This window comes from Bradyrhizobium genosp. L (genome assembly GCF_015624485.1).
Classification (GTDB): Bacteria; Pseudomonadota; Alphaproteobacteria; order Rhizobiales; family Xanthobacteraceae; genus Bradyrhizobium.
Map to the genome: position 1 here is coordinate 6,262,286 of NZ_CP061378.1, position 23,374 is coordinate 6,285,659.

At 62.4% G+C, this 23,374-nt stretch carries 23 protein-coding genes; 12 read left to right on the forward strand and 11 right to left on the reverse strand.

The features are described 5' to 3' along the window. The first annotated feature begins 287 nt into the window (after positions 1–287). The gene (locus IC762_RS35710) at positions 288–686 is read left to right on the forward strand and encodes a hypothetical protein (RefSeq protein WP_195785716.1); all 399 of its coding nucleotides are present in this window, start codon (positions 288–290) and stop codon (positions 684–686) included. 167 nt (positions 687–853) lie between these two features. Here the strand turns inward: IC762_RS35710 and IC762_RS29835 are convergent, their stop codons facing one another. Beyond that, complete coding sequence (locus tag IC762_RS29835; protein WP_195785717.1) at positions 854–1,051, reverse strand: hypothetical protein; 198 nt, start codon at positions 1,049–1,051, stop codon at positions 854–856. Next, positions 1,045–1,266 carry a hypothetical protein gene (locus tag IC762_RS29840; RefSeq protein ID WP_195785718.1) on the reverse strand — a complete coding sequence of 74 codons (222 nt, stop codon included), beginning with the start codon at positions 1,264–1,266 and terminating at the stop codon, positions 1,045–1,047. Before IC762_RS29840 ends, IC762_RS29835 begins: the two co-directional genes overlap by 7 nt. Before the next feature lie 1,492 nt (positions 1,267–2,758). Here IC762_RS29840 and IC762_RS35840 point away from each other — a divergent pair. Further along, positions 2,759–3,211, forward strand: coding sequence for a hypothetical protein (locus IC762_RS35840; RefSeq protein WP_195790440.1), 453 nt, complete (start codon positions 2,759–2,761; stop codon positions 3,209–3,211). Between the two features lie 345 nt (positions 3,212–3,556). Beyond that, entirely contained in the window at positions 3,557–3,895 is a 339-nt protein-coding gene (locus tag IC762_RS29850; protein ID WP_246801308.1) for a nuclear transport factor 2 family protein, read from the forward strand. On the opposite strand, the gene IC762_RS29855 is transcribed toward IC762_RS29850, so the two are convergent. Next, positions 3,890–5,236, reverse strand: a complete 1,347-nt coding sequence (locus IC762_RS29855; RefSeq protein ID WP_246801309.1) for an ATP-binding protein — start codon at positions 5,234–5,236, stop codon at positions 3,890–3,892. The two genes, IC762_RS29850 and IC762_RS29855, sit on opposite strands and share 6 nt — an antisense overlap. A 73-nt stretch (positions 5,237–5,309) precedes the next feature. Between IC762_RS29855 and IC762_RS29860 the strand changes: the two genes are divergently transcribed. From IC762_RS29860 to IC762_RS29870, 3 genes are all read left to right on the forward strand, one after another. Continuing rightward, positions 5,310–5,954, forward strand: a complete 645-nt coding sequence (locus IC762_RS29860) for a response regulator transcription factor (protein ID WP_246801310.1) — start codon at positions 5,310–5,312, stop codon at positions 5,952–5,954. Between the two features lie 862 nt (positions 5,955–6,816). Next, the gene (locus tag IC762_RS29865) at positions 6,817–7,026 is read left to right on the forward strand and encodes a hypothetical protein (protein WP_195785719.1); all 210 of its coding nucleotides are present in this window, start codon (positions 6,817–6,819) and stop codon (positions 7,024–7,026) included. A 308-nt stretch (positions 7,027–7,334) separates the two neighbouring features. Continuing rightward, a complete protein-coding gene (locus IC762_RS29870; RefSeq protein ID WP_195790441.1) occupies positions 7,335–7,481 on the forward strand; it encodes a hypothetical protein in 147 nt (48 codons plus the stop codon). Positions 7,482–8,342: 861 nt separating this feature from the next. Here IC762_RS29870 and IC762_RS29875 read toward each other — a convergent pair. Both IC762_RS29875 and uvrA read right to left on the reverse strand, forming a co-directional pair. Beyond that, positions 8,343–8,900 (reverse strand): cysteine hydrolase family protein, encoded by a 558-nt coding sequence (locus IC762_RS29875; RefSeq protein WP_195785720.1) that lies wholly within the window; start codon positions 8,898–8,900, stop codon positions 8,343–8,345. After that, positions 8,897–11,449, reverse strand: a complete 2,553-nt coding sequence (gene uvrA / locus IC762_RS29880; protein WP_195785721.1) for an excinuclease ABC subunit UvrA — start codon at positions 11,447–11,449, stop codon at positions 8,897–8,899. The genes IC762_RS29875 and uvrA overlap by 4 nt, the downstream gene beginning before the upstream one ends. Positions 11,450–11,593: 144 nt before the next feature. Between uvrA and IC762_RS29885 the strand changes: the two genes are divergently transcribed. Further along, positions 11,594–12,427 carry an SCO family protein gene (locus tag IC762_RS29885; RefSeq protein WP_195785722.1) on the forward strand — a complete coding sequence of 278 codons (834 nt, stop codon included), beginning with the start codon at positions 11,594–11,596 and terminating at the stop codon, positions 12,425–12,427. Here IC762_RS29885 and IC762_RS29890 read toward each other — a convergent pair. Genes IC762_RS29890 through IC762_RS29915 form a run of 6 tightly spaced genes read right to left on the reverse strand, consistent with a single transcriptional unit; the run spans position 12,369 to position 19,415 of the window. Further along, on the reverse strand, positions 12,369–13,478 hold the full coding sequence (locus IC762_RS29890) for a hypothetical protein (protein WP_195785723.1): 1,110 nt from the start codon (positions 13,476–13,478) through the stop codon (positions 12,369–12,371). The genes IC762_RS29885 and IC762_RS29890 overlap by 59 nt on opposite strands. Then, the gene (locus IC762_RS29895) at positions 13,475–14,005 is read right to left on the reverse strand and encodes a c-type cytochrome (protein ID WP_195785724.1); all 531 of its coding nucleotides are present in this window, start codon (positions 14,003–14,005) and stop codon (positions 13,475–13,477) included. The genes IC762_RS29890 and IC762_RS29895 overlap by 4 nt, the downstream gene beginning before the upstream one ends. Next, positions 14,002–14,532: a DUF3341 domain-containing protein gene (locus IC762_RS29900; RefSeq protein WP_195785725.1), complete on the reverse strand. Its 531-nt coding sequence runs from the start codon at positions 14,530–14,532 to the stop codon at positions 14,002–14,004. Before IC762_RS29900 ends, IC762_RS29895 begins: the two co-directional genes overlap by 4 nt. Further along, positions 14,525–15,880 carry an NrfD/PsrC family molybdoenzyme membrane anchor subunit gene (gene nrfD / locus IC762_RS29905; RefSeq protein WP_195785726.1) on the reverse strand — a complete coding sequence of 452 codons (1,356 nt, stop codon included), beginning with the start codon at positions 15,878–15,880 and terminating at the stop codon, positions 14,525–14,527. Before nrfD ends, IC762_RS29900 begins: the two co-directional genes overlap by 8 nt. Further along, positions 15,877–18,720 carry a TAT-variant-translocated molybdopterin oxidoreductase gene (locus IC762_RS29910; RefSeq protein ID WP_246801311.1) on the reverse strand — a complete coding sequence of 948 codons (2,844 nt, stop codon included), beginning with the start codon at positions 18,718–18,720 and terminating at the stop codon, positions 15,877–15,879. Before IC762_RS29910 ends, nrfD begins: the two co-directional genes overlap by 4 nt. Before the next feature lie 38 nt (positions 18,721–18,758). Continuing rightward, entirely contained in the window at positions 18,759–19,415 is a 657-nt protein-coding gene (locus IC762_RS29915) for a cytochrome c3 family protein (RefSeq protein ID WP_195785728.1), read from the reverse strand. 122 nt (positions 19,416–19,537) lie between these two features. On the opposite strand from IC762_RS29915, the gene IC762_RS29920 reads away from it, so the two are divergent. The 5 genes from IC762_RS29920 to IC762_RS29940 all read left to right on the forward strand — a co-directional run bounded on the left by IC762_RS29920 (position 19,538) and on the right by IC762_RS29940 (position 23,372). Then, the gene (locus tag IC762_RS29920) at positions 19,538–19,891 is read left to right on the forward strand and encodes a hypothetical protein (RefSeq protein ID WP_195785729.1); all 354 of its coding nucleotides are present in this window, start codon (positions 19,538–19,540) and stop codon (positions 19,889–19,891) included. 26 nt (positions 19,892–19,917) lie between these two features. Next, a complete protein-coding gene (gene coxB / locus IC762_RS29925) occupies positions 19,918–20,859 on the forward strand; it encodes a cytochrome c oxidase subunit II (protein ID WP_195785730.1) in 942 nt (313 codons plus the stop codon). Further along, positions 20,856–22,463, forward strand: a complete 1,608-nt coding sequence (ctaD, locus tag IC762_RS29930; protein WP_195785731.1) for a cytochrome c oxidase subunit I — start codon at positions 20,856–20,858, stop codon at positions 22,461–22,463. Before coxB ends, ctaD begins: the two co-directional genes overlap by 4 nt. A 64-nt stretch (positions 22,464–22,527) precedes the next feature. After that, the gene (locus IC762_RS29935) at positions 22,528–23,100 is read left to right on the forward strand and encodes a cytochrome c oxidase subunit 3 (RefSeq protein WP_195785732.1); all 573 of its coding nucleotides are present in this window, start codon (positions 22,528–22,530) and stop codon (positions 23,098–23,100) included. Continuing rightward, positions 23,097–23,372 (forward strand): cytochrome C oxidase subunit IV family protein, encoded by a 276-nt coding sequence (locus IC762_RS29940; protein ID WP_195785733.1) that lies wholly within the window; start codon positions 23,097–23,099, stop codon positions 23,370–23,372. The genes IC762_RS29935 and IC762_RS29940 overlap by 4 nt, the downstream gene beginning before the upstream one ends. Positions 23,373–23,374 lie beyond the last annotated feature (2 nt).

A 23,374-nucleotide genomic window follows, 5' to 3' on the forward strand; every position in this document is an offset into this window, starting at 1 on the left:
GCGGCCCGCGTGCCAGTCCTGTACGTCAGTATGACGTCGCCTTCGCGCCGACCGGTGCTGATCGCGGGACTGCGGCCGAACGCCGGCTCGCTCCGACAATTCCGCGGCGTGCGCGACAACTTATGGACTGTCTTCCCGTCTGTTCTTAGGAGCAAGTGTGAAATCAAGACCGCAGAGCGCCGGAAAAGCACCGACGCCGCCGTGGTGCGCTGCGATATTTTGGTTTTTTTGGAAACTAGCTCCGACAAAGGTGTTGTGCGCTTGCGACTACCTCAAGGAGGACGCTCATGAAAACATACGTTCTAGTGCTCGCGGCGACTGTCATTACATCGACTCCGGCGGTGGTTCAGCCGGCAATCGCTCAAAACCAGCAAAGTGAAGCCGACAAGGGCGTCAAGACCCGCAATTCGGGAGAATCAGGCTACGTCGGAGAACAGGAAAAGCAGGGTGCAGCGGCGACTCCTCCGGGACGGCCGGATGCTGCTAGTTCAACGGCAGCCAGCGGCGCCACCAGCGCACAGAGTTCAGGAACAGGCATAAGCGGAGCACCTGGAAGCAAGAATGGCCCCGCCGCAGGTCAGAACACGGTCGGGTCCGATAACCATAATCAAAGCGTCCAACAACAAGATCCTTCGAACGTTCAAGGCTTGCCGGGCAACAAAAGCGGGCCGCCTGCAAAGCGTTGATCGTTGGCCTGACACCGGCGAAAGCTGCTGGCGAAACCTATATCGACACTCGGAATCGCCGGATTGTCGCTGTTGTTGTTGGCTCCGCTTACTTGTGTCGAGACGATGGCTTCTTCGCCAGCAGCGCCTTTTCCAATACTTGGCGCAACGTCTGCGCGCGGAGGGCTTTACGATGAGTAGGATGACCGAGCGGCCCCGGCTTCCATCGCCGCAGCAGCTGCACAGAACGCGCCGATGAACAGCGACGGTGTCAGCCCGATCGCGAGTTTCACGGCAACCTTCTGCGCGTTGTCGTCAGCTTTGACTCGGTTCGAACCACCGCACGGCAAGTCATCGGCGGCGCGGAGGTCGCCTTCAATCAGCACGACTTTTCGACCTCCGTTGCAACCAGCGCCGCACCCTCCTGGGCGTCTTTGCTCTCGTCGAAATTGGTGATCAGGTTGTCGGCGCGTTCGCGGGCGGAGGCGACGATGACCGCGTGTACGATGCTGCGGTCACCGCCGGTGACGATGGCGCGCTTTTCATGAAGGCGAGCCGACCTCTTATAGCTCGTCTCGCCGTGGTCTGGACGCTGATCCATCTTCGCCCTCGAGCCGGTCGCTGACCGCGACGGGCGGCTTGGGATCGTCAGGCATGGACCGTGCTCACTTCGTTCGAACAGTCTTATCATCTCGATGGAGATCGGAGAAACTTCGATCCGGGCCTCCAGATTCGCGCCTAGCTTACGCCCTTAGCGCCCTCTCTGATCTTCTTCGCTCGTCCCCGATCCCGGGCTGCCGATCGGTACGCCGTTCGTCGAGTGCCCAACGCCAGCGTTTCTATCGGCTTGAGTCGCGGCTGGGCTCGTTGCGTTCGCTGTCGGTCGTTGGACGTTCGGATTGTTTTGGCTATTGTTGGTGTTCGCGTTGGCCCCCGTGGTGCTGCCTTGCGTCCCCATGCCAGACGGAGCGGATGGTCCGGAGTTCGCACTGCTCGGCGCGGTCCCTGTACCCGCGCCTGCGCTGGCAGCGGATCCAGCAGACGCCCCACCCGAACCACCGCTCGCCCCTTGCGCTAAAGTGGGTGAGGAAAGTGCGACGCACGCAACTGCCGCAAGCAAAGTTTTGCCAATCATTGAAAATCTCCGTTTCGATCGAAAAGCGTGGCCATGACAGTTTGTTCCTTGCCCGCGATCACCGCCCGTAAGGCGGCAAGACGTCGAGGTGTTGGCCGGCGAGTTTTCGGGCGCGCCGGCCGGACGTCGCTACACTCGGTGGCGTCGGTGATGCCTGTGGTGGCGGGAGGATTTCATGCGCATGCCGCCCTTGTCCGAAGGGTCATTGGCAGTCGCTCCCGGATTGGCAAACGATGGGCTGCTGGCCGCGCCTTGGCCGCTCTTAGCAGCCGGCGAATTGCCTTGGCCGCCGCCGCCTCCACCCCCGCCTCCCTGGGCGGCTGCTGCTGCGATCGACCCAAAAACAAATGCTGTAGCTACCAGGACTCTTCCTGCTCTCATGTGGGTTTCCTCTGATTTCAGCCCCAATGGCAAACCGGCGGAAATTCCACACGTTCCAAACATGAGACGTCCGCGGTCCGCCACTCGCATGCGCGGCATTCATCTCTGATTTCAGACATGAATCGAGTTACCACCGTTTCGCCATTGCGCGTGATGTCGCCGCGTCCTGGAAGTAACCGATCCGCCATTGGCTCGGACAGGACGTTGCGGCTTCTCTAACGCCCGATTCGGCGCAATTCTCGCCGAGGCTCTGCCAAATAACGCGCTGCCGGCGAGACACCGATCCGTGACTTTGATGGTCTGACCTGCCAGAGCTGGAACGAGCGCATGTGGACCGACGGCAGCCCGATGGACCCATCACCCTCGATCGACCAGGCCATTAACGGTGTAACGCCTGGCTCATATCTGACTCTCACGCTGCAAGACGCCGCGCTCGGTCGACCTCGCTGCCCTGCCCTGTCGCGACCTACCCATGTACACGAGCTTGCTCGCCGGCTTCGCTGCGAGACGGGCGTAAGACGGAGAAGCGGCCGTCGGCCGAGCTTCTGCAACTGGCGCCGAGCGAGACGATCTATTCATGAGTGCGCTTGCCCGCCGACTGGATCAGGGCATACCGCGAGAAAGCTGCCAAATCTTCTATGGCGACGTTGATCGTGGAGAGCCCGCCGTCACTACTCAGTGCGCTGCGGCGAGCGCACCGGCGCGGCGCTCGGTGGCTTCGATCTGCGTCGGCGCCCTCATCCTCGCTGCGGCCGTCCTGCTCGACGGGAGGCGTGCGACCGCGCACTGGCGCAAAGCTGACAGCCCACTGGCCCGCGCCAATGCCGCGCGAACTCCAGTAGGTGGCGTCGGCGGCTTGGCCTCAACGGTGCGGACGATCACTGTCTCGATCCGGGCATCCTCGATCGTGCGCGGCGCTTCTGATCACGGTCCATCAAAGCTCGGCGCATCGGCCGGCACCGGGAGCATGCCCGTATATTTCCTCTTTGGAACCACAGAGCGCTCAAATTCGACCGCTGTCTACGTATAGGTATGCAGCACGTCTTCTGGCCGGCGAACCATTGGTAGGTTCTTGTCGGCTCCCCTTGCACCTGTCTGGCTTCCTCCAGCGATCGGAAGTGCTTCGCTATTCCGATAAACGTCCATGAACGGCTAGGCGCGGTAAGCGACGACGTTCCTGAACCGCAGCCTTCGTCGCACCGCGGCCGCGGACCATCCGACACCGCCGGCAAGCTTGACCTAGCGTTCTTACAGCTCCTCGCGCCCCCGCGCGGAAAGGCAGGGTGAAGAATTGCCAACGCGGCATTCACGGTGCATTCAGCAGGCCCGGTCTAGCTGGCATCGGGCATGGTTGCACGATGTTGGCGAGGTTAAATTGGCTTATCGTTTTGACGAAATGGCGGTAGTGGTGGATTGGCTGGATTGCTGCAAGAGCCGTGATCTCGAGGCCATGCTTGACCTTTGTGCCGAGAATGCCGCACTTGACTGCGCATGCGACGGTGTCCAGGTCAGCGGGCGATCCGCACTTGCGGCCTATTGGGCGCCGAAGTTGGCGAATACGTCATCGGGCGCATTCGGGCTCGAAGAGATCACGCCGCGCGACGACGGCGTGATGCTCGACTATCTGGACTTTGAGAGCAGACCGGCTCGGGTCCTGTTTGCTTTCGACAAGGAAGGCAAGATAGCGCACATGGGCTGCGCGTTATCATCATGACGATGCGTCCAGCCCGGCTTGAGGTTCGATTGGCAGCCAGCAGCGGACGACGGTGCGGCCCTGCTCGCACAATAGCATCAAACTTCCATTGAGCGCGCGTACACGTTCGTGCATTCCGGTCAGGCCCCTGCCGAACGCCTGATCGTCCGACAAGCCAATGCCGTCATCCGAAATTTCCATGTGGATCTGGCTGCCCTCGATCGCCACGGCAACGTCCACCGTCGTTGCCTGGGCATGCCGAAGGACGTTAGTGACGGCCTCTTGGATGACACGGTAGACGGTTTGCGATAGCAGGCCGTCGAGGTCATCCACACCAGGATCAATTCGAGCGGTCAGGTGGATCTTGCGTGCTTGCGACTGCGCTCTTCGAAGCAGCGCATGAATGCTCTCGAACAATCCAAGCTCCGCAACATAAAGCGGGCTTAGTCCCTCCAGCACACGCCGGTTGGCCTGCTGCAAGGCCGCCGCTGCGTTCAGAATGCCATGCGCAGCCGAGCCTGGATGGGGAGGGCCCGGAGCCTCAGCTTCGGACAGCGCGGTGGCGTTGGCGCGGATCGCGAACAGCAGCGGTCCCATCTCGTCGTGCAATTCCCTGGCCAGTTCGCGGCGCTCGTCATCCTGCACCGCGACGATCCGGCGCAAGAGCTCGCGGTTGTCATGGCTGAGACGCTTCAGTGTCGCCGCGAGCTGGTTGGCCTCCTCACAGCTCTGACAGATTTCAGGAGGACCGGTGATCGGGATAACAGTGTCGTAGTCGCCGTTGCGCATTCGGGTCAGACCAGCGCCTAGCCGCGTCAGCGGACGAAGCGCCGTCCCGGTCGTAAAGTAGGCGCTGGCCGCGGCTAGCAGCGTAAGCAGCGCGCCCGATGAAACGATAGCCAGGAAGCCTTCCCACTTTTCGAGAATGTCCGGCGACAAGTCGGGGTTGAAGACAATATCGCCCACGTGATCAGCACCGATCTTGATTGGATAGGTCGAGCCGAACTGAGGAACATCCAGGAGAGCGGTAAACCACGCCGGAACATAACCGTCGTACAAGCGCGTTACCGGCGGGGGCACGTTGGGTCCAGTTCGTACAAATTCGATTGACCCGGCGGTTTTGAGCGCACCGGCGAACGCTTCGAGGGTCGGCTCCGGATTGCGTGCCGTAGCGAGGGCGGCGTTCAGAGCGTCAGCGACGAATTGCGCGGAACGTGCACCTTGTGCGTTTTCATACTCGAACTGATCGGGTGACACGATCTGCAGCGCAAGGCCTCCTAGCAGCAAAGCGCCAAGGATCATTGCTGCCATCGGCAGCAGCAGCCGCTGGCGAAGCGAGAGTTTGTTCCATGTCTTGGGCAATTCAGCCCCGTTCCTCGATCTGCTCTTTCAAATTCCTTCTCGATCTCTATGTATTTGTATAACCGAGGGCGATATGCACGATACCCCGAAATCAGGCATGCGGATATTGATCGTTGACGACCACCCTGTGGTAGTGTCGGGCTGTCGCTCCCTGTTTGCGTCCGACAAGTCGGTCCAAGTCGAGGAGGCCGCAGATGCCAAGGCCGGTCATCGCGCCTTTATTCAGAAACGGCCCGACGTGACTGTTGTCGACATCAAACTTCCGGACCTATCCGGATTCGAGTTGTTGCGGCGGATCCGAAAAGACGATCCAGACGCGCGGATTATCATGTTCAGCATGAATGACGATCCCGCCTTCGTGGTGCGCGCGGTGCAGATGGGCGCCCAAGGCTACATCTCGAAGGCAGATGATCCCCGCCTGTTCGTGAAGGCCGTGCGCAAGGTTGCAGCCGGCGAAAGATTCATTTCACCGCACCTCGCGGAGGCCGTCGCCTTCGCGGGAGCCGCGATCAAGGCCAGTCCCGCGACCCAAATGAATTCCCGCGAATTGGAGATTCTGAGACTGCTCGGGCGTGGAGACAAAATCGTCGAAGTCGCATCGGCTCTCGGCATCTCTTACAAGACGGTAGCCAACGTCACCTCGCTTCTCAAGCAGAAGCTAGGGGCGAAGAACCATTCCGACCTCATCCGCATCGCGGTTGAACTAGAGCTGGGATGAAGTCGTAGAATGGAACTGGCCGCGTGCGGTGACGCGGCCAGGTCCGTATTGCCTCGAGGCGATCGCATTCGTTGGGGCAATGGAACCGACGAATGCGGCCTGCCGGCAATCCCTCGCTAATGGCTCCGGTGCCTCACCAGCTCGGCAGCCCACCGGGCGGCTCCGCAACCCGATAGCTTGCAAAACGTTGCGCACTGTTGCGGGATGCGGGTCGCGGTTTTGCAACTCGCTGCATCCGTTCGGGCGCTCGGTGCGAGGAAGCCGACAGACGTGCGTCGGCATGGCTGACCGGCGCGGCTTGTCTTGCGGTGGCAAGGCTGTCGGAGGCAGACGCAGTATCCGCTGCGGCGGTGTCCCCGGCCAATGGCTTCGTGGATACAAACGGCGTGTTCGTGTCGATCCGTATCGCCTCCGGCCATCTGTGGCGCGAGTGGATCCGAATGATCGAGCGATCGATATCGTTTTGCGCAACGACGGGCGCCGGTGTCGGAAAGTACCAATTGCACAAAAAAAGCAGTCCCAACACCAGCCCGCCCGTGAACACAAAATATCGAACTAAGAGCATGAAGCGTCCACCGAGATCGCGCCGGATTGCGCAAGTGCAATGGGAAAACGTGGCAATGGTTCCTAACCTGACCCGTTTAAAAAGAAGGCCGCCTGTCGGCGGCCTCATCGGATCGGAAGATGGGCTTACCAAGTAACCCATCTGTCATCCCGCCAGTAGCCGCGTCCCTCGTGCTCCCGGAACGTGTAGTGCTCTTGCGGTCCCCACTTCCAGCTATCTTCATGGACGATAATCTTCGATTCCGCCGGATATTCGTAGCGCTCGTGGGTGTGCCAGCATACATTTCCAGAGCACACGATGGCCGCAGACGCGCTCATCGCGGACGCAGCCAGAAATCCAGCTACGAGAATGGCAGCGGCGGCGGCTTTGCTCGCTAATCTCATGTCGTTCTCTCCTGCAGTTATGAAGGACATTACCCGGATGCCAAACCCGGCGATCTGGCTCTCGTTCCAAAGACCTTGGGAAAAATATGCAATCCAAGGAACGAATGGCACCTATCGCGGTTAAGGTGGTGCTTTGCGACACAAGCAACTTCCCCGAACGGCTCCGGCGCGGCCCCCCCGGCACGCCGGGGCCGAATTTTGGAGCCGCAGATTGCCGCGAGCAATAAACTTAGGCATTTCTGACGACCGCCCGCGCTCCGGCGCATGAACGACGGGAGAGCGGATCGGAGGCCTGGAGGGCAGCCGGATCTGCTGCAGACCGGGCTTCGGGCCGCTCTGAGCTCGGACGTTCCGGCTGTCCGGATCACCGGCGTGACCGCAGACATCAGGCGAAGACGCGAAGTTGACGAGTAGTTGCGACAAGCTCAGAAAATGGAGGCGGTCGGACAGCTGACCGGCGGGGTCGCACACGACTTTAACAATCTCCCGATGATCGTTGGCGGCAGCCTCGATATGCTGCTTCGTCGTTTGCCCGACGCGAAACTCGTTCATTTATCGAAACCGCTCGGCAAGCCGTAGCTCGCGGATCAAAATTGAACCACCAGTTGCTGGCGTTCTCCCGCCGCGAAACTCTCCAACTTTAGGTTGTGCAGACCAACGATCTTATACAAACTTTGAACACCTCCTTGAGCGCGCCGTCGGCGACTGTAAAGATTGAATTCATCAAAGATTGGAACGGCTTATGACGCGCTCCCCGGGGAGCGATGCGCTATTGCCCCCGTCGTCTCGTAGGTGACTGATGCGCACGCCCGGTTGGACATCGCACATCACCACGAGGCTTGGCGCGCAGGCTCCGGGCGCCAGGACCACACGATTTTGCCGTAGGCGGACCACACCGGTCGTATGCGCGATGGTCTCGCTCACGGTTGCCCGCCCTGCAAAACCTCATCGCGCCGACGTGGCCCACCCCCACCGCCGTCCGGCCCGCGTCGTGACGATCGCGATACGCCCCTCTTCCACGGGCCGGGTTGCGACGACACATACGCCATTTCCGAATTTCGGTAAAGTGGAATATTTTCCCGACGGGGTTGCCCCACGGCTGGCGTGTTTTGCCCGACGGGCAACCCAACGTCTTGTGGCCCGGAATGAACCAAACCGGCCAATTGGCGTTGATTCCGGCATCGCCGGGTGACAACCGGACATCACGGGGACGATGGACGTGGCGCATTTTTCCGGTTTCTGCCCACGACACCAACGCATCGGTACGCGCTGACATCTGACCTGTTCCCGGCGGTGCAGCCCGGCATCCGACAATCCAACTTCGCTATGACTTCGCCGTGCCAGGCTCGGCTGGTCGAGAAGCTTCGCCGAGACAAGCAGCCGGCCGTGTAGTCACTCGCGCCAAACGTCCCTCAGCTCCTCGGCGGTCACCAGATCGACCTAGCCGTGGAAGGGCGTGCGGTACATCGTCATCAGCGCGTCGTGCCCGACGTCGGACGAGCTGCACAGCGCGTCCTCGACGATGACTACCCTGAAGCCGAGATCGGCCGCGCCCAGTACCGTCGAGAGCACGCAAACGTCGGTTTCGGCGCCGGTAATGACCACCGTGCCAATTCCCCGCTCGATCAGGAGACTTGCCAGAGCCGGATTGCTGAACGCCGAATAGGCCGGCTTGTCGACGATGCGAACCGGTGGGACGTAGCGCGCAAGCTCCGGCACCAGCTCAAGGGCCGATGGCGGAAGATGGTTGCGGGTGGCCTGGTGCCAGCGCCGAAAATAGTTCTGCCACTGCCCTGGGCGATCTTCCGGCGCCTGTGGCGTAATGAAGCGCGTAAAGATCGTCCGGGAATGATAACGCGACACGATCGAGACGATCGTCGGCAACACCCGCTCCATCCAGGGCGTTTCCCAGAGCCCGCCGGGCGCAAAGATGTTCTGCATGTCGGTGCAGAGGTGAACGGCGTTCCTGATTTCGCCGACGTCGGACTTGTTGCTCATCTGCCCGCTCGATGCTGTTGGAGCACCCGCGCCAAATAGGCCGCGGTGCGGCTCGATTTGTGCCGCGCGATCTCAGCCGGCGGTCCCGCTGCAACCACCTGCCCTCCCTCCTCGCCGGCACCTGGCCCGATGTCGATCACCCAATCACTTGCGGCCACGACGCTCATGTCGTGCTCCACGACAACAACGGTGCTGCCCGCCTCCACCAGTCCGTTGAGCTGAACGACCAGCTTCTCGACGTCGGACGGGTGCAGGCCCGTCGTCGGCTCGTCGAGCACGTAGATGCTGCCTGCGCGCTGGGTACGCTGGAGCTCGGTGGCGAGCTTCACCCGCTGCGCCTCGCCGCCGGACAGCTCCGTTGCCGGCTGACCAAGGCGGATATATCCGAGCCCGACCTGCCGGATCACATCGAGTGACCTTGCAATGTGGACATCATCGGCGAAAAACGCGTGGGCTTCGTCGACGGTCATTCCGAGAACGTCAGCGATCGACTTGCCATTGAGCTTGATCTGGAGCGTCTCGCGATTGTAGCGCGCGCCCTGGCACTCGGGACACGGCGCATAGACGCTCGGCAAGAACAAGAGTTCGACGCAGACGAAGCCTTCTCCCTGGCAATTTGGGCAGCGTCCCTTCGGCAGGTTGAACGAGAAGCGCCCGGCATCGAAGTGGCGCCGACGCGCTTGCTTCGTTTGCGCGAACAGCTTTCGCACGTCGTCGAAGAGACCGGTGTAGGTGGCGAGATTGGAGCGCGGTGTGCGTCCGATCGGCTTCTGGTCCACGATGACAAGCCGTTTCAGGCGATCGAGCCCGTGGGTGATCTTGCCACTCGAAGTCTCGGCCGGCGGGCGCTCAAGCAGGTCTTCGCCGTCGTCGTCAGATGCATGAGACTGCCCAAGATGCGCGTTGAGCGCCTCGACGAGGAACTGGCTCACGAGGCTCGACTTGCCTGAGCCGGACACGCCGGTGACTGTCGTCAGCACACCCAGCGGGAAGGCGACATCGATTCCCCTGAGATTGTTGCGCGTGATATCGCTCAGCCTGAGCCATCCCTGCGGCGAGCGCTGCCCTTGCTGTGGCGGAACAGCGCGGCCGAACAGGTATTTTGCGGTGCGCGATCTCTCGACGGACCTCAGTCCATCGATAGAGCCGCTGTAAAGGATCTCGCCTCCATGCCTGCCGGCGTCCGGGCCGACGTCGACGATCCAATCGGCGTGGCGTACGATGTCCAGCTCGTGCTCGACGACGAAGAGCGAGTTGCCGGCCGCCTTCAGCCTATCGAGCGCGCGGAGCAGCGCCTCGGTGTCGGAGGGATGAAGCCCGGCGGACGGCTCGTCGAGCACGTAGACCACGCCGAACAGATTGGAACGCACTTGCGTCGCCAGACGCAGGCGCTGAAGCTCGCCTGGAGACAAGGTCGGCGTGCTGCGCTCTAGCGTGAGATAGCCGAGACCAAGGTCGAGCAGCACGCCAAGCCGCGCGCTCAGATCCTGCGCGATCCGTTGCACGACGATCGCCTTCTCCGGGTGAGCGTCCTGCCGGCCGACTATGCCGTCGCGATAGGGCCGCATCAGCGCTGCCAATTGCTTCAATGGGACGCGCGCCATGTCGGCAATATCGATGCCGGCGAACTTGACGGACAGCGCCTCAGGTTTCAGCCGCTTGCCCTGGCAGACCGAGCATTCGGTGCTCAGCATGAATTGCGAGACGCGCTTCTTCATCATCGCGCTGGTCGTGTTGGCAAACGTCTCCATGACGTAGCGCCGGGCGCCGGTGAAGGTTCCCTGATAGCTCGGCTCCTCCTTCCGCCGCAGCGCTCGCCGGACCTCCTTGAGGTCATAGCCCGCATAGACCGGAACCCTGGGCTGCTCGTCCGTAAACAGAATCCAGTTTTGCGCCTTCTTGGGAAGTTCGCGCCAAGGTGTATCGATGTCGTAGCCAAGGGTCGTGAGGATATCGCGCAAGTTCTGGCCATGCCATGCTGTCGGCCACGCCGCGACGGCGCGCTCGCGAATGGTGAGCGTATCGTCGGGCACCATGGAGCGTTCGGTCACGTCGTAGACCCGCCCCAGGCCGTGGCACTTTGGACAAGCCCCTTCTGCAGAATTTGGCGAGAAGGATTCGGCATAAAGCAGCGGCTGCGACTTCGGATAGTCGCCGGCGCGCGAATAGAGCATCCGAAGCAGGTTCGACAGCGTCGTGACGCTGCCGACGCTGGATCGCGTCGTCGGCGATCCCCGCTGCTGCTGGAGCGCGACAGCCGGCGGCAGCCCCTCGACTTCGTCGACTTCGGGCACGGCCATCTGGTGAAACAACCGCCGAGCGTAGGGCGACACGGATTCCAGATAGCGCCGCTGCGCCTCCGCATACAGCGTCCCGAAAGCCAGCGACGATTTTCCCGAGCCGGAGACGCCGGTGAAAACCACAAGGGCGTCGCGCGGAATGTCCACGTCAAAGTTCTTAAGATTGTGCTCGCGCGCACCGCGCACCCTGACAAATCCAGAAGCCGATCGCCCCGTGCCCTGCTCCAGCTTGTAAACCTTGTCGTCCATCACGCGCTGCCGATCCCTGTCCGGACAGACAACGGACCCGAAACCGCAATGATCCGTCACGTGGCGCCGCTGTCTCTCGCTCTCTCTTGGAACTATTGCCAAGCGCGCAGGTTCGTTCCAACGATCGCCTGAAATGAGGCACCTTTGCTGTTCCCATACTGGATCGACAAGACCGCGGGCCTGCCAGGCACACTTATTGCGGGATGGCTTGTGGCGCTCACGGCGTGGATCGCGATGCCGCTCCCGGCGCAAGCAGCCCTTTCTAGCTCGCAGCTCGAACAGGCCGTTCTCGCACCTCGCGCCAATGCGCAATTGCCCTTGCAAACGCCGCTGAGCGACCTGGACAATCGCTCCGCGCCGCTGCAGACCTGGCTCGGCGGCGTCCCGACGGTCTGGATCCTGGCCGACTACACCTGCGAAACGCTGTGCGGGCCGGCAATTTCGATCGTGTCAAACGCGCTGTCCGATACGGACCTCCATGCGGGCAAGGATTTTCGGCTCATTGTCGTCGGCTTCGACGCCAAGGATACCGCCGCCCAGGCGCTGGCCATGAAGAATGCGCAGCTCAGTCCAAGGAACGGGCTCGGCGAGCACAGCGTGTTTCTCCGGGCGACGGCGCCCGATATCGGCGCCTTGACCGACGCGTTCGGCGTTCGGCCGATCTACGATCGCGAGCATGACCAGTTTGCTCATCCCGCGGCCGCCTTCGTGGTGACGGCAGACGGGCGGATTTCCCGCGCGGTCTCGGCGCTCGCGGTCGATGCCACCAGTCTGCGCCTTGCGCTGGCGGAGGCGGGCCACGGTCATGTCGGCGGCTGGAGCGATCAGATCCATCTGCTCTGCTACGGCTTCGACCCCGCCAGCGGGACCTATACGCTTGCCGCGCGGCGGCTGCTGGTCGCAACGTGCTCCCTCAGCATCATCGTCCTTGTTCTGCTGATCGAGCTGCTGCTTCGGCGCGAGCACGCCACCAGATAGCGCCCAAAGGCTCCCGTTCTTCCGATCGCATGAAGACCGCGTCGAACGCCAGCCAGAGCACAGCACTGAGGAACAGCCCGGCCGCAATCAACATGGCGCCGGTGACCATCGCTGACAGTCCATGAATGGCCGGCAGGATGAGGATGGCGGCTTCCAGCCAGCGCATCGTCAGCGTCAACCCGCACAGCGCCCCCAGCCAATGTGGGTCTGATCGCACCCGGCTACTGAGCATCGCGCAGAAGGGGAAGACGAATTGCCCGAACGAAAGCGCCGTCAGGACGAACTGCCAGCCGCTCTCCGATCGCACCAGATACCAGGTGACCTCTTTGGGGATGTTGCCCGACCAGATCACGATGTACTGCATGGCGTGGAGGTAGCACCACAGCAGTAGCACCGAGAGCAAGAGGCCGCTATAGCCTCGGCTCGGACCGATTCTGCGTGTCGACAAGAGGCCCGCGGCAATCACGAACGCCGTTCCATTCACCAGCAGGAAGCTAAGGAAGATGAGACCGTAGATCGACGAGTGAAATTCCGGCTCGAGCTGCTCCAGCCAGTCAATCCCGGCGAATGACACGGTCAGCGTCCACACGATCGCTCCGACCGAGGCCGCGCGCACCATCGCTTCGTCATTGCGCCAGGCGCGCCGGAGCCATTCGGTGAGCACGATCCAGATCAGGAAATAGAGCACCGCCCGCAGCATGAAGAACCACGGCGCAAACCAGTGCGCCTTGAACGGTGGCAATGTGGATCCATCCGCTATGGCCGGATAGATTTCCTTCATGAAGAGCAGGATCGGAATGAAGGTCAGCGCGACGACGGGCAGAATGCCTGATGTCGCTACGAAGATCGGATGCAGCGTCTCGGTCCAGCGGCGGCGCACCAGATAGCTAATCATGTAGACGATCAGCGCCCCGATCGGAATGGCGCCGAGGGCGGTCCAGGCGACAAGATAAGCGGCGATGGTCGAGCGGGCGTCGACGACAAATCCGGTCATCAGGACCAAGCCTGACACCACCGCCAACACGCTCCTTGCGCCGCCCGGCGTTGTCATGGCCGGCTCTCCAGCCGCGCACGCTCATTTGCCGGGACATCGTCGAGCGAGGCCTGGCGGCTGAGCTGAAGCGCGCGGATATAGGCGACGATCGCCCAGCGATCCCTGGGCGGCACGCGGGCCGCATAGGAATACATCGCACCATGGCCGTTGGTGATGACGTCGAAGAAATATTGGTCGTCCGCGGCGCGCAGCCGGTCGTCGTGATAGCTCGCCGGGCGCGGCATGCCCCGCCGAACGACGATGCCAGTTCCGTCACCGCCGGCGCCGTGGCACGGCGAACAGAAAATGCCGAAACGTTCGCGCCCTCGTGCCAGCAGTTCGGCCGATAATGCGGGTTTGGTACTCGCCGCCCTCTCCCGCTCCAGATCGTCCCGGGCAACCGTGTTCGCTGGTGGCTGCCGCAGCACGGTGCCGCGGAACAACGGCACGCGCGAATATTCGCTGTAGCGTGGCTGCTCGTCCATATTCTGATCACAGGCGGCAAGCAGGCCCGCCAGCGCGACGATGGTTAGCCACCTGTTCATTCCGGCACCAGTTCCACCGACAACGCGCCGATCCTGCTGAGGAACGCGAGTGTCTCACTCGCATCGAACCTGGCATCGTCAGCACCGACGCACAGGAAGAACCGGTCCTTGCTGACGCGGTGAAACCGTTCCCCGTTGAATACGGGATAGCTGAGCCGGGGCAGCCCGTTCTGCCACAGCATGGCGAACAGCATGGCGAGCGCGCAGAACAGGATGGTGAGCTCGAAGGTCACGACCGCGAAGGCCGAGATCGGGTAGATGGGCCGTCCACCGACATTGAGCGGGTAGTCGGAATTCGTGAAGAACTGCATAGCGAGCGCGGTGCTCGCGCCGGCAATCGCTCCTCCGAGGCCGACGAAGGAGATGGTGGGCCGCGGAAACCGCAGAATACGATCGAGGCCCTCGACCGGAAACGGCGTGAACGCGTCGAGATCGCGATAGCCGGCCTCCCGCGCCTTGCGCGTCGCGGCGAGCAGGTCTTCCGGGCTCTTGAATTCAGCCAGCGCGCAGTAGAGCCGATCAGCCATGCTGCTGCTCCTCTTTCTCCTCGTGGAGCAGCTCCTTGCTCTCGAAGATCGAGATCATGGGGACGAGCCTGATGGCGATGAGGAACGGCACCAGGAACAGACCGATCGTGCCGAAATAGGTAGACCAGTCCCAGAAGGTCGGCGTGAAGTGGCTCCACGATGACACCAGGAAATCGCGATAGAGGCTGGTGACCAGGATCATGTAGCGCTCGAGCCACATTCCGATGACCACGGATACCGAGATCAGCAGCAGCATCCATCCGCTTCGCCGCACCGCGCGCCACCACAGCGCCTGCAGCGGGATGAAGTTGAAGATAACCGCGCCCCAATAGGTCCAGGCGTAGGCACCAGTGAACCGATCCGCCAGCGTTTGAAGCTCATGCGCCTCGCCGGAATAGACCGCGTCGAACACCTCGAAGACATAGCCATAACCGGTCATCAAGCCGGTCGCGAGCAGGACCTTCCCGAGCAGGTCGAGATGATCGTCAGTGACGAGATTTTTGAGCTCGAACCACGAGCGCAGCGACACTGCGATGACGGAGACGACCGCGAAGCCCGAGAACGCGGCGCCCAGCACGAAGTAAGGCGGGAAGATCGTCGAGTGCCAGCCCGGGATCTGCCCGGCGGCGAACAGCAGCGACACCTCGCTGTGAACGGAGACGACCAGCGGCACCGCAAGCCCCGCGGTCAGCCGATACGCCTGCTGCCAGCGCTGCCAGTGCCTGGCCGAGCCGCGCCATCCGAGCGCCGTGATGCCGAAGAAGATCTGCCAGCCGCGCCGCGTCGCGCGATCGCGTGCCGCGGCGAGATCAGGGATCAGGCCGGTGTACCAGAAGGCCAGCGAGATCGTCAGGTAGGTCAGCACGGCCCAGATGTCCCATTCCAAGGGGCTGCGGAACTGCGGCCACACGCCCATCGTCGCGGGATAGGGAAACATCCAGTAGACGTACCAGGGCCGGCCGAGATGCAGGAGCGGATAGATGCCGGCGCACACCACGGCGAACAGCGTCATGGTCTCGGCGAAGCGATTGAGCGAGTTGCGCCACTCGCTGCCGGTGAGCAGCAGCAACGCCGAGATCAGCGTGCCGGCATGACCGATGCCGAGCCACCAGACGTAATTGTGGATCGCGAACGCCCAGTTGACGGGGATGTTGATGCCCCAGATGCCGACGCCGCGGGTAAACAGCTCGGCCACCGAGACCATCAGCAGGAGCAGCAGCGCGCTCGCAACCGACATCGCGATCACCCAGCGCCGGTCCGCCGGAAAATGCAGGGGGATGCCGGTGAGCTGGTCCGCGATGCCGCCCATGCTCTGGCGCGTCGGCAGGACGTCCGATTGCTCGCTCATCCCTGCCTCGATTCCCCATCATCCTCGCGCCAGCGCGCCAGATAGGTTGTGCGCGGCCGCGTCCCCAGCTCCTCGAGCAGGACGTAGTGGCGGCCGTCGCGCTTTAGACGCGACACCTCCGAGTTCGGATCGTTGACGTCGCCGAACACGATCGCCTTGGTCGGACAGACCTGCTGACACGCCGTCACCACCTCGCCATCGCGTATCGGACGGTTCTCCTTGTCTGCTGCGACATGCGCCGCCTCGATTCGCTGGGTGCAATAGGTGCACTTCTCCATGACGCCGCGCGAGCGCACCGTCACGTCGGGGTTATGGGCAGCGTGCTCAGGTGAATCCGCGGGCGCCCGATAGTCGTAAAAGTTGAAACGCCGCACCTTATAGGGACAATAGCTGGAGCAGGTCCGCGTCCCGATGCAGCGATTGTACACCATCTGGTTTATGCCTTCGGGGCTGTGCGTCGTCGCATGCACCGGGCAACCCATCTCGCACGGCGCGTCCTCGCAATGCATGCAGGGCACCGGCTCGAAGAAGCTGCGTGGATCAGTGATGTCGCCGGTGTAGTAGCGCGCGATCCGCAGCCAGTGCATCTCGCGGCCGGCCCTGACCTGATCCGCGCCGACCACCGGCACGTTGTTCTCGGCCGTGCAGGCGGTCACGCAGGCATTGCAGCCGATGCAGCTGTCGAGATCGATCACCATGCCCCAGGCGTTCTTCGCCGACGGCCAGGAGGCATAAAGACTGGCCTGCTCAGGCTTTGCCTTCTCGACCTGCCCCGGGCTGAACTCGCGGGCGAGATCGAATCCGTCGAGGCGATGATGCAGCTGCGTCACCGCCAGATCTTCACTTGTGTCGAGCTTACGCAAGCTTCCCTGCGTTAGCCACGGCTCGGCTGAAGGCCGCAGCTGATAGGCATCGTAGCCGAGATTGTCGCCCACCTGCCCGGCCCGGGTCCGGCCATAGCCGAGATAGAGCGCGACCGTGTTGTCGGCCTGGCCCGGCATGATCCAGAGCGGCCCCTTGACGTGACGCTCACCGACCGTCACCTCGACATGATCGCTGTTGGTGGCGCTGAAGCGCTTCGCCAGGGCCGGGCTGACCGCGATCACATTGCTCCAGGTCACGGTCGTCAGCGTCTTCGGAAGCTCCTGAAGCCAGCCGATATTGGCAAACTGGCCGTCCCAGACCGTCGGGTCCGGCTGGAACACGATGTCGAGACCGCCGGCCGAGTTTGGCGGCGCCATCGTATTGCTCACAGGCGACGCGGTGACGAACGGCGCCGCCCCCGCGATGAAGCCATCATGCAGCGCCTGCTTCCATCGCGCGTCGAACGCGTCGCCGAAGCTCGCCTGCCAGGTCTCGCGGATTGCGGCATCGGGTGTCGGATCGACCTCGCCCAGCAGCTTCGCGAGGACATAATGCACCGATCTGACGTCGTAGAACGGCGAGATCACCGGCTGAAGGATGGTCACGGTGCCGTCGACCGCGCGCGCATCGCTCCAGCTCTCCAGAGGATGCGCAAGGGGAAGCTGCCATTCGCAGAGCGCGCCGGTCTCGTCGCGGTGCAGGCCGAGATGAATTGAGGCGTGAACACGCTTGATGGCGTCGCCGACATTGAGCTCAGCGGCTGCGCTGTAGACGGGATTACAATCGATCACGAGCAGCGAGGTGACGCACTCCGCGTTGATATCTGACACCAGATCGGCCAGCGCGGCTGCATCAGCCGGCCCAGAGATCGGGACCGTCAGCTTCAGCGTTTGGCCGGCATTGCCGAACTGCTGGTTGATCCGCGCAATCCAGATCGCCGCGGCGGCGCCGCCGCTCAGTCCCGAGACGAACAGCGAGCGTCCTGCCCGATCCTTGCAAGCCGCAACCACGTGCGCAATCCAAGCTGCTTCAGCGTCCGTCACATCAGGCTTCGATGCGTCGGCGACACCAAGCGCGTTTGCCAGTGCCTCCGCGAGCACGGGCATCCGCCTCGCATCGGCAATCAGCCGGTGCGCCGCCAGGGCGCCCGTTGCCGTCGGCACGCTCTCGGCCATCAACAGCCGGTTGCCGGGCCGATCATGCGACCGCCGACGCGCTTGCGCCCAACCCAATGCGTTGCGCACCTGATCGGGGCCAGGTCCTAGAAAATCATCGTCGAGGCCGACCACGACGTCGCAGTCCGCGAGCACATAATGAAGATCGACGGGCTGGCCGTAGACCGCGGTAGTGATCTGCCGCCTCGCGCCATGTCCCGCGGCGGCATGGACATGAACGCGCGCTTTAGCAAACTGCTTCCGAAAGGCGTCGATCTGCCGCAACAATGTCGGCGACGTCGTCGGCCCGAGCAGCAGCCGCACGCCCTCGCCCTGATCGGCGCGCCAGTTCTCGCGCATGGTACCGATTGCCGATTCCACATCGGCCCAGCTCACGGCCTCGCCGTGGCGGCTCGGCGCGGCTGCACGATCGGGATCATAGAGCTGCAGCACCGCGCTCTGCATGAAGATGTCGCTGCGGCCTTGCGTGACCGGATGGCCCGGATTGCCATCGAGCTTGGTCGGTCGACCCGCATGCGCCGTAGCGATCACCGGTTGGGCGTAGCCGTCGAGCAGCACCGCGGTCGCATAATAGCGCGGCAATCCTATCGTCTCGCTCGGCGGCTGGTCGACATAGGGCAACGCGGTGATGAACGAGCTTTTCTCACAGCCCGTCAGCCCCGCCAGCGCAAAGGACGCGCCCATCAGCTTCAGAAAATCGCGGCGCGCTGTCTTGGAGAATTCGTGGACAACAGGATATTCCGCGTCAATGAAGGCCTGAAACCGCGGATCGTCAGACAGCTCCTCGATGCCTGCCCACATGCGCGGTCCGTCCGCTGGCTGATGGTCGGTACGGCGCTTCATCGGTGGCACACATAGCAATGCGTGAGCTCGCCGAAGCGGATGCCCTCATGGGCGGCGATCGTCTCACCCTCCTTACGCGCGTCCGCCGGCGGCGTCCACGCCATGTCCGTGATGTGATCCTCGGGGCGCAGATGCGGTGCGGGATCACGGTGGCAATCGATGCAGAACTGCATCGTGAACGCCTTGGCACGATAGGTCAGCGCCATCTGATCGATACGGCCGTGGCAGCTTTCGCAGCCGACGCCCTTGGCGATATGGATGTCGTGACGGAAGAACACGTAGTCAGGCAGCTTTGCGACACGCGTCCATGGGATCGGCGTGTTGTCTGCAAAGCTCTTCCGCACCGGTTCCAGCATCGATGCATTGGTCCATATCTGCGAGTGACACGTCATGCAGGTCTCGGTCGGTGGGAGGCCGGCCTGCGGCCCTGCCTCGACATTGCCGTGGCAATAGCGGCAGTCGATGCCGAGTTCCCCTGCATGATGGCGGTGACTGAACGGCACCGGCTGATGCGGGCGGATGTCGGTCTCGGTCATGTAGGCCGAATGCGCCAACCCGACAGCGGCCACGATGCTGCCGCCGGCAAGCGACAGGCCGCCGATCAGAAACAGGCGAATCCAGGTGTCCGCCACGGGTGAGAATATTTGCACCATTCTCGCTGCGAGCCGATGGCGAGCTGTCCGGTCGACAATCTGGCCCCCGGACATTGGTTCCTAATGTAGGAACACAATCCCCGAACATGCATTGTCCCGCCGCGATCGAGGACAGCACACTCATGACGGGCACCACCCACGTCGACTACGAGCGGTCGGACGTCGGACTCCGCCTTGTCGGCTGGCTGGCAGCGGGCCTTGCGACTTTCGTCGTCATCACACCGCTCGTGCTGCCCTTCCTGTTCCCGCTTTCCACCAAGCACATCACGCCCGCGAGCCGCCCGGCGATGAGCTTCAATGCGCCACCGCTCGAGGTCATTCCACAAGCCACGTTGCAGGCAACACGACAGGGGGAAGCGCAGATCGAGCACGGTTACGGCTGGGCCGATCGCAGCCGAGGACAAGTCCGCATCCCGATCGATCGCGCAGTCGAAATCCTCCTGCGCAAGGGATTGCCGGGATGGCCGTCTCCATGAGCTCCTTCCGACCAGGGTTTTCCTAGATGTGGCGACAGTGGATTCCGTTCTGGCATCCCGGGCTCTCGCCGCACAGCGGCGACGTCGATCTGCTGTTCGCGGGTCTTCTGATCGCAAGTGCACTGGTGCTCGCATTGCTGTTCTTTCTGCTGGCGCTGTTTTGCGCGCGCTACCGCGCAGGCAATCAGACCGACCGAAACCATCGCATCGAGAAGAGTTGGCATTGGGAGGTGAGCTGGACAGCCGCCTCGTTCGTCTGCTTCCTCGGCCTGTTCGTCTGGGGCGCAAGCGTCTATTTCCAGATCTATCGCACTTCTGCGGACGAGCACGACATCTTCGTCGTGGCCAAGCAATGGATGTGGAAGACGCAGCATCCCGGCGGCCAGTCGGAGATCGACGCGCTGCACATTCCGGTCAAACGTCCTGTCCGCCTGGTGATGGCCTCGCAGGATGTCATTCACAGCTTCTTCATCCCGGCGCTCCGCCTCAAACACGATGTGGTTCCGGGTCGCTACCAGGACCTCGACATCGAAGTCGACAGGCCCGGTCACTATCACCTGTTCTGTGCTGAATATTGCGGTACCGACCATTCCGGCATGATCGGCGAGATCGTTGCGATGGAACCGGCCGACTTCTCCAACTGGCTCACGCAGCAGGCGCCATCGAGCCCGCTCGCGCGCGAAGGCAGCCAGCTGTTCCGTGAGCTGGGTTGCAGCGGCTGCCACGGCGGTGGCGGAACGATCCGTGCGCCGCCGCTCGAAGGCGTCTACGGCAAGCCGGTGCCGCTCGCAGACGGCACCACCGTGATCGCCGACGACAAGTACATCCGCGACTCCATCCTGCTGCCACGTAGCCAGGTGGTTGCAAGCTATCAGCCGTTGATGCCTTCGTTCGAGGGCAAGGTCAGCGAGGACCAGCTGTTGCGGCTCGTGATCTACATCAAATCGCTCGCGAGGCACCCATCATGAGCGAGAGAAGCTATCTCACCACTGACTACACGCTGCGATCATGGTTCCTGACGACGGACCACAAGCGGATCGCGATCCTGTATTTCGCGAGCCTGATCTTCTTTTTCTTCATCGGCGGCGCGGCCGCCACCGCGATCCGGATCGAGCTGGCGACGCCGCAGGCCGATCTTGTCAGCTCGGACGTCTATAATCGCCTGTTCACCATGCATGGCATTATCATGGTGTGGTTCTTCCTGATCCCATCGATTCCCAACACGCTCGGCAACTTCATTGTGCCGCTGATGATCGGTGCGCGCGATCTCGCCTTCCCCCGGCTGAACCTGATGAGCTGGTACATCTTCATGCTGGGCGGTTGCACCACGCTGTTTGCGATTCTGGCGGGCGGCGTCGATACCGGCTGGACGTTCTACACACCATTCTCGACGCTCTATTCCAACAGCTATGTGATCGTCGCGGCTGCCGGCGTCTTCATCGCCGGCTTCTCGTCGATCCTGACCGGGCTCAATTTCATCGTCACCATCCACCGCCTCCGTGCCCCGGGATTGACTTGGTATCGGCTGCCGCTTTTCCTGTGGTCGCTCTACGCGACCTCAGTCATCCTGGTCCTGGCAACACCGGTGCTCGCGATCACGCTGCTGCTGATGGCGACCGAACGCTTCTTCGGCGTCGGCATCTTCGATCCCAGGATCGGTGGCGATCCGCTGCTGTTCCAGCATCTGTTCTGGTTCTACTCGCATCCCGCGGTCTACATCATGATCCTGCCGGGCATGGGAGTGATCAACGAGCTGATTTCCTGCTTCTCGCGCAAGCAGGTGTTCGGCTACAAGTTCGTGGCGTGGTGCAGCCTCGCCATCGCCGCGGTCGGCTTCCTGGTCTGGGGCCACCACATGTTCGTCAGCGGCCAGTCGCTGGTTGCAAGCCTCGTGTTCTCCTTCATGAGCTTCATCGTCGCGGTGCCCTCAGCGATAAAGGTGTTCAACTGGACCGCGACGCTACATAAGGGCTCGATCCATTTCGACGCGCCCATGCTCTATGCGCTGGCCTTCATCGGCCTGTTCACGATCGGAGGTCTCACTGGCCTGTTCCTCGCCTGCCTCGCCTTCGACGTGCACGCGACCGACACCTATTTTGTCGTCGCGCATTTCCACTACATCATGGTCGGCGGCATGGTGACGGCCTATTTCGGCGGCCTGCATTATTGGTGGCCGAAGATCACCGGGCGGCTCTATTCGGAATATTGGGCGCGCACGGCGGCGGTGCTGATCTTCTTCGGCTTCAATCTGACCTTCTTTCCGCAATTCATTCTCGGGGCAGAGGGCATGCCGCGGCGCTATCACGTCTATCCCCCGGAATTTCAAGTCTGGAACGTGCTGTCCTCCGGGGGCGCCACCATCCTCGCCGTCGCCTATCTGATGCCGCTGTTCTACCTCGGCTATTCCGCATTCTTCGGCAAACGCGCGCCGGCGAATCCCTGGAACGCGCCCGGCCTCGAATGGCAGACGTCCTCGCCGCCGCCGGAGTTCAACTTTGAGACACAGCCGGTGGTGACGCGCGAGCCGTATCAATACAACGAGCGTTTCGAGGCGGAGCCGCAAAATGCCTGAGAGCTCCGCCTTCGCCCCGCAATATGCATCGATCCCACACCGCGACCACACCGCGGAACTCGGCATGTGGGTGTTCATCGCAACGGAAGTGCTGCTGTTCGGCGGCCTGATCCTCGCCTATTTCGTCTACCGGCACGCTTTCCCACAAGGCTTCGCCGCAGGCAGCCGGCACACCGAGATCGTGATCGGCACCACTAACACGGCCGTCCTGTTGACGTCGAGCTTTCTGGTGGCGTGGGCCGTCGAGATCTTTTCGCCGGCCACCACTGGGATCGTCACATGGCTGCTGATCGGTGCGGCGTGTCTCGGCCTTGTCTTCATCGTGCTCAAAGGCATCGAGTACCGCGGGGAATATGACGAACATCTGGTGCCCGGGATCGACTTCCAGTTCGCTGGCTCAAAAGCCAATGGGGCCCAGCTGTTCTTTGTCTTCTACTTCATCGCCACCGCAATCCACGCCCTGCACATGCTGATCGGGATCTGCCTGCTGGTCACGCTCACGATCATCTGCCGGAAGGCGCCGACGACGCGCCATCGCGCGGCCCTGCACAGCGCGGCGCTGTACTGGCATTTCGTCGACGTAGTCTGGATCTTCCTGTTCGCGCTGATCTACCTGCCCGGAAGGTCTGCGTCATGACGGACTGGCGACCACCGATTGCTCTTGTTGGAGCCTGGCTCGCCCTGCTGGCCTTGCTGGCGCTGACGGTGACTCTGGCTTACGTGCCGCTCGGAGCCGGCAATGGCGTCGTGGCCCTGACCATCGGCACGATCAAGGCAGGCCTTGTCGCGGCCATCTTCATGGAGCTGCGACATCGCGGCGGTCTCACGCTCGTCTTCGCCGGCGCGGGACTGTTCTGGTTTGGAATCCTGCTATGGCTTGGATCAATGGATTTCCTGACGCGGACGTGAGG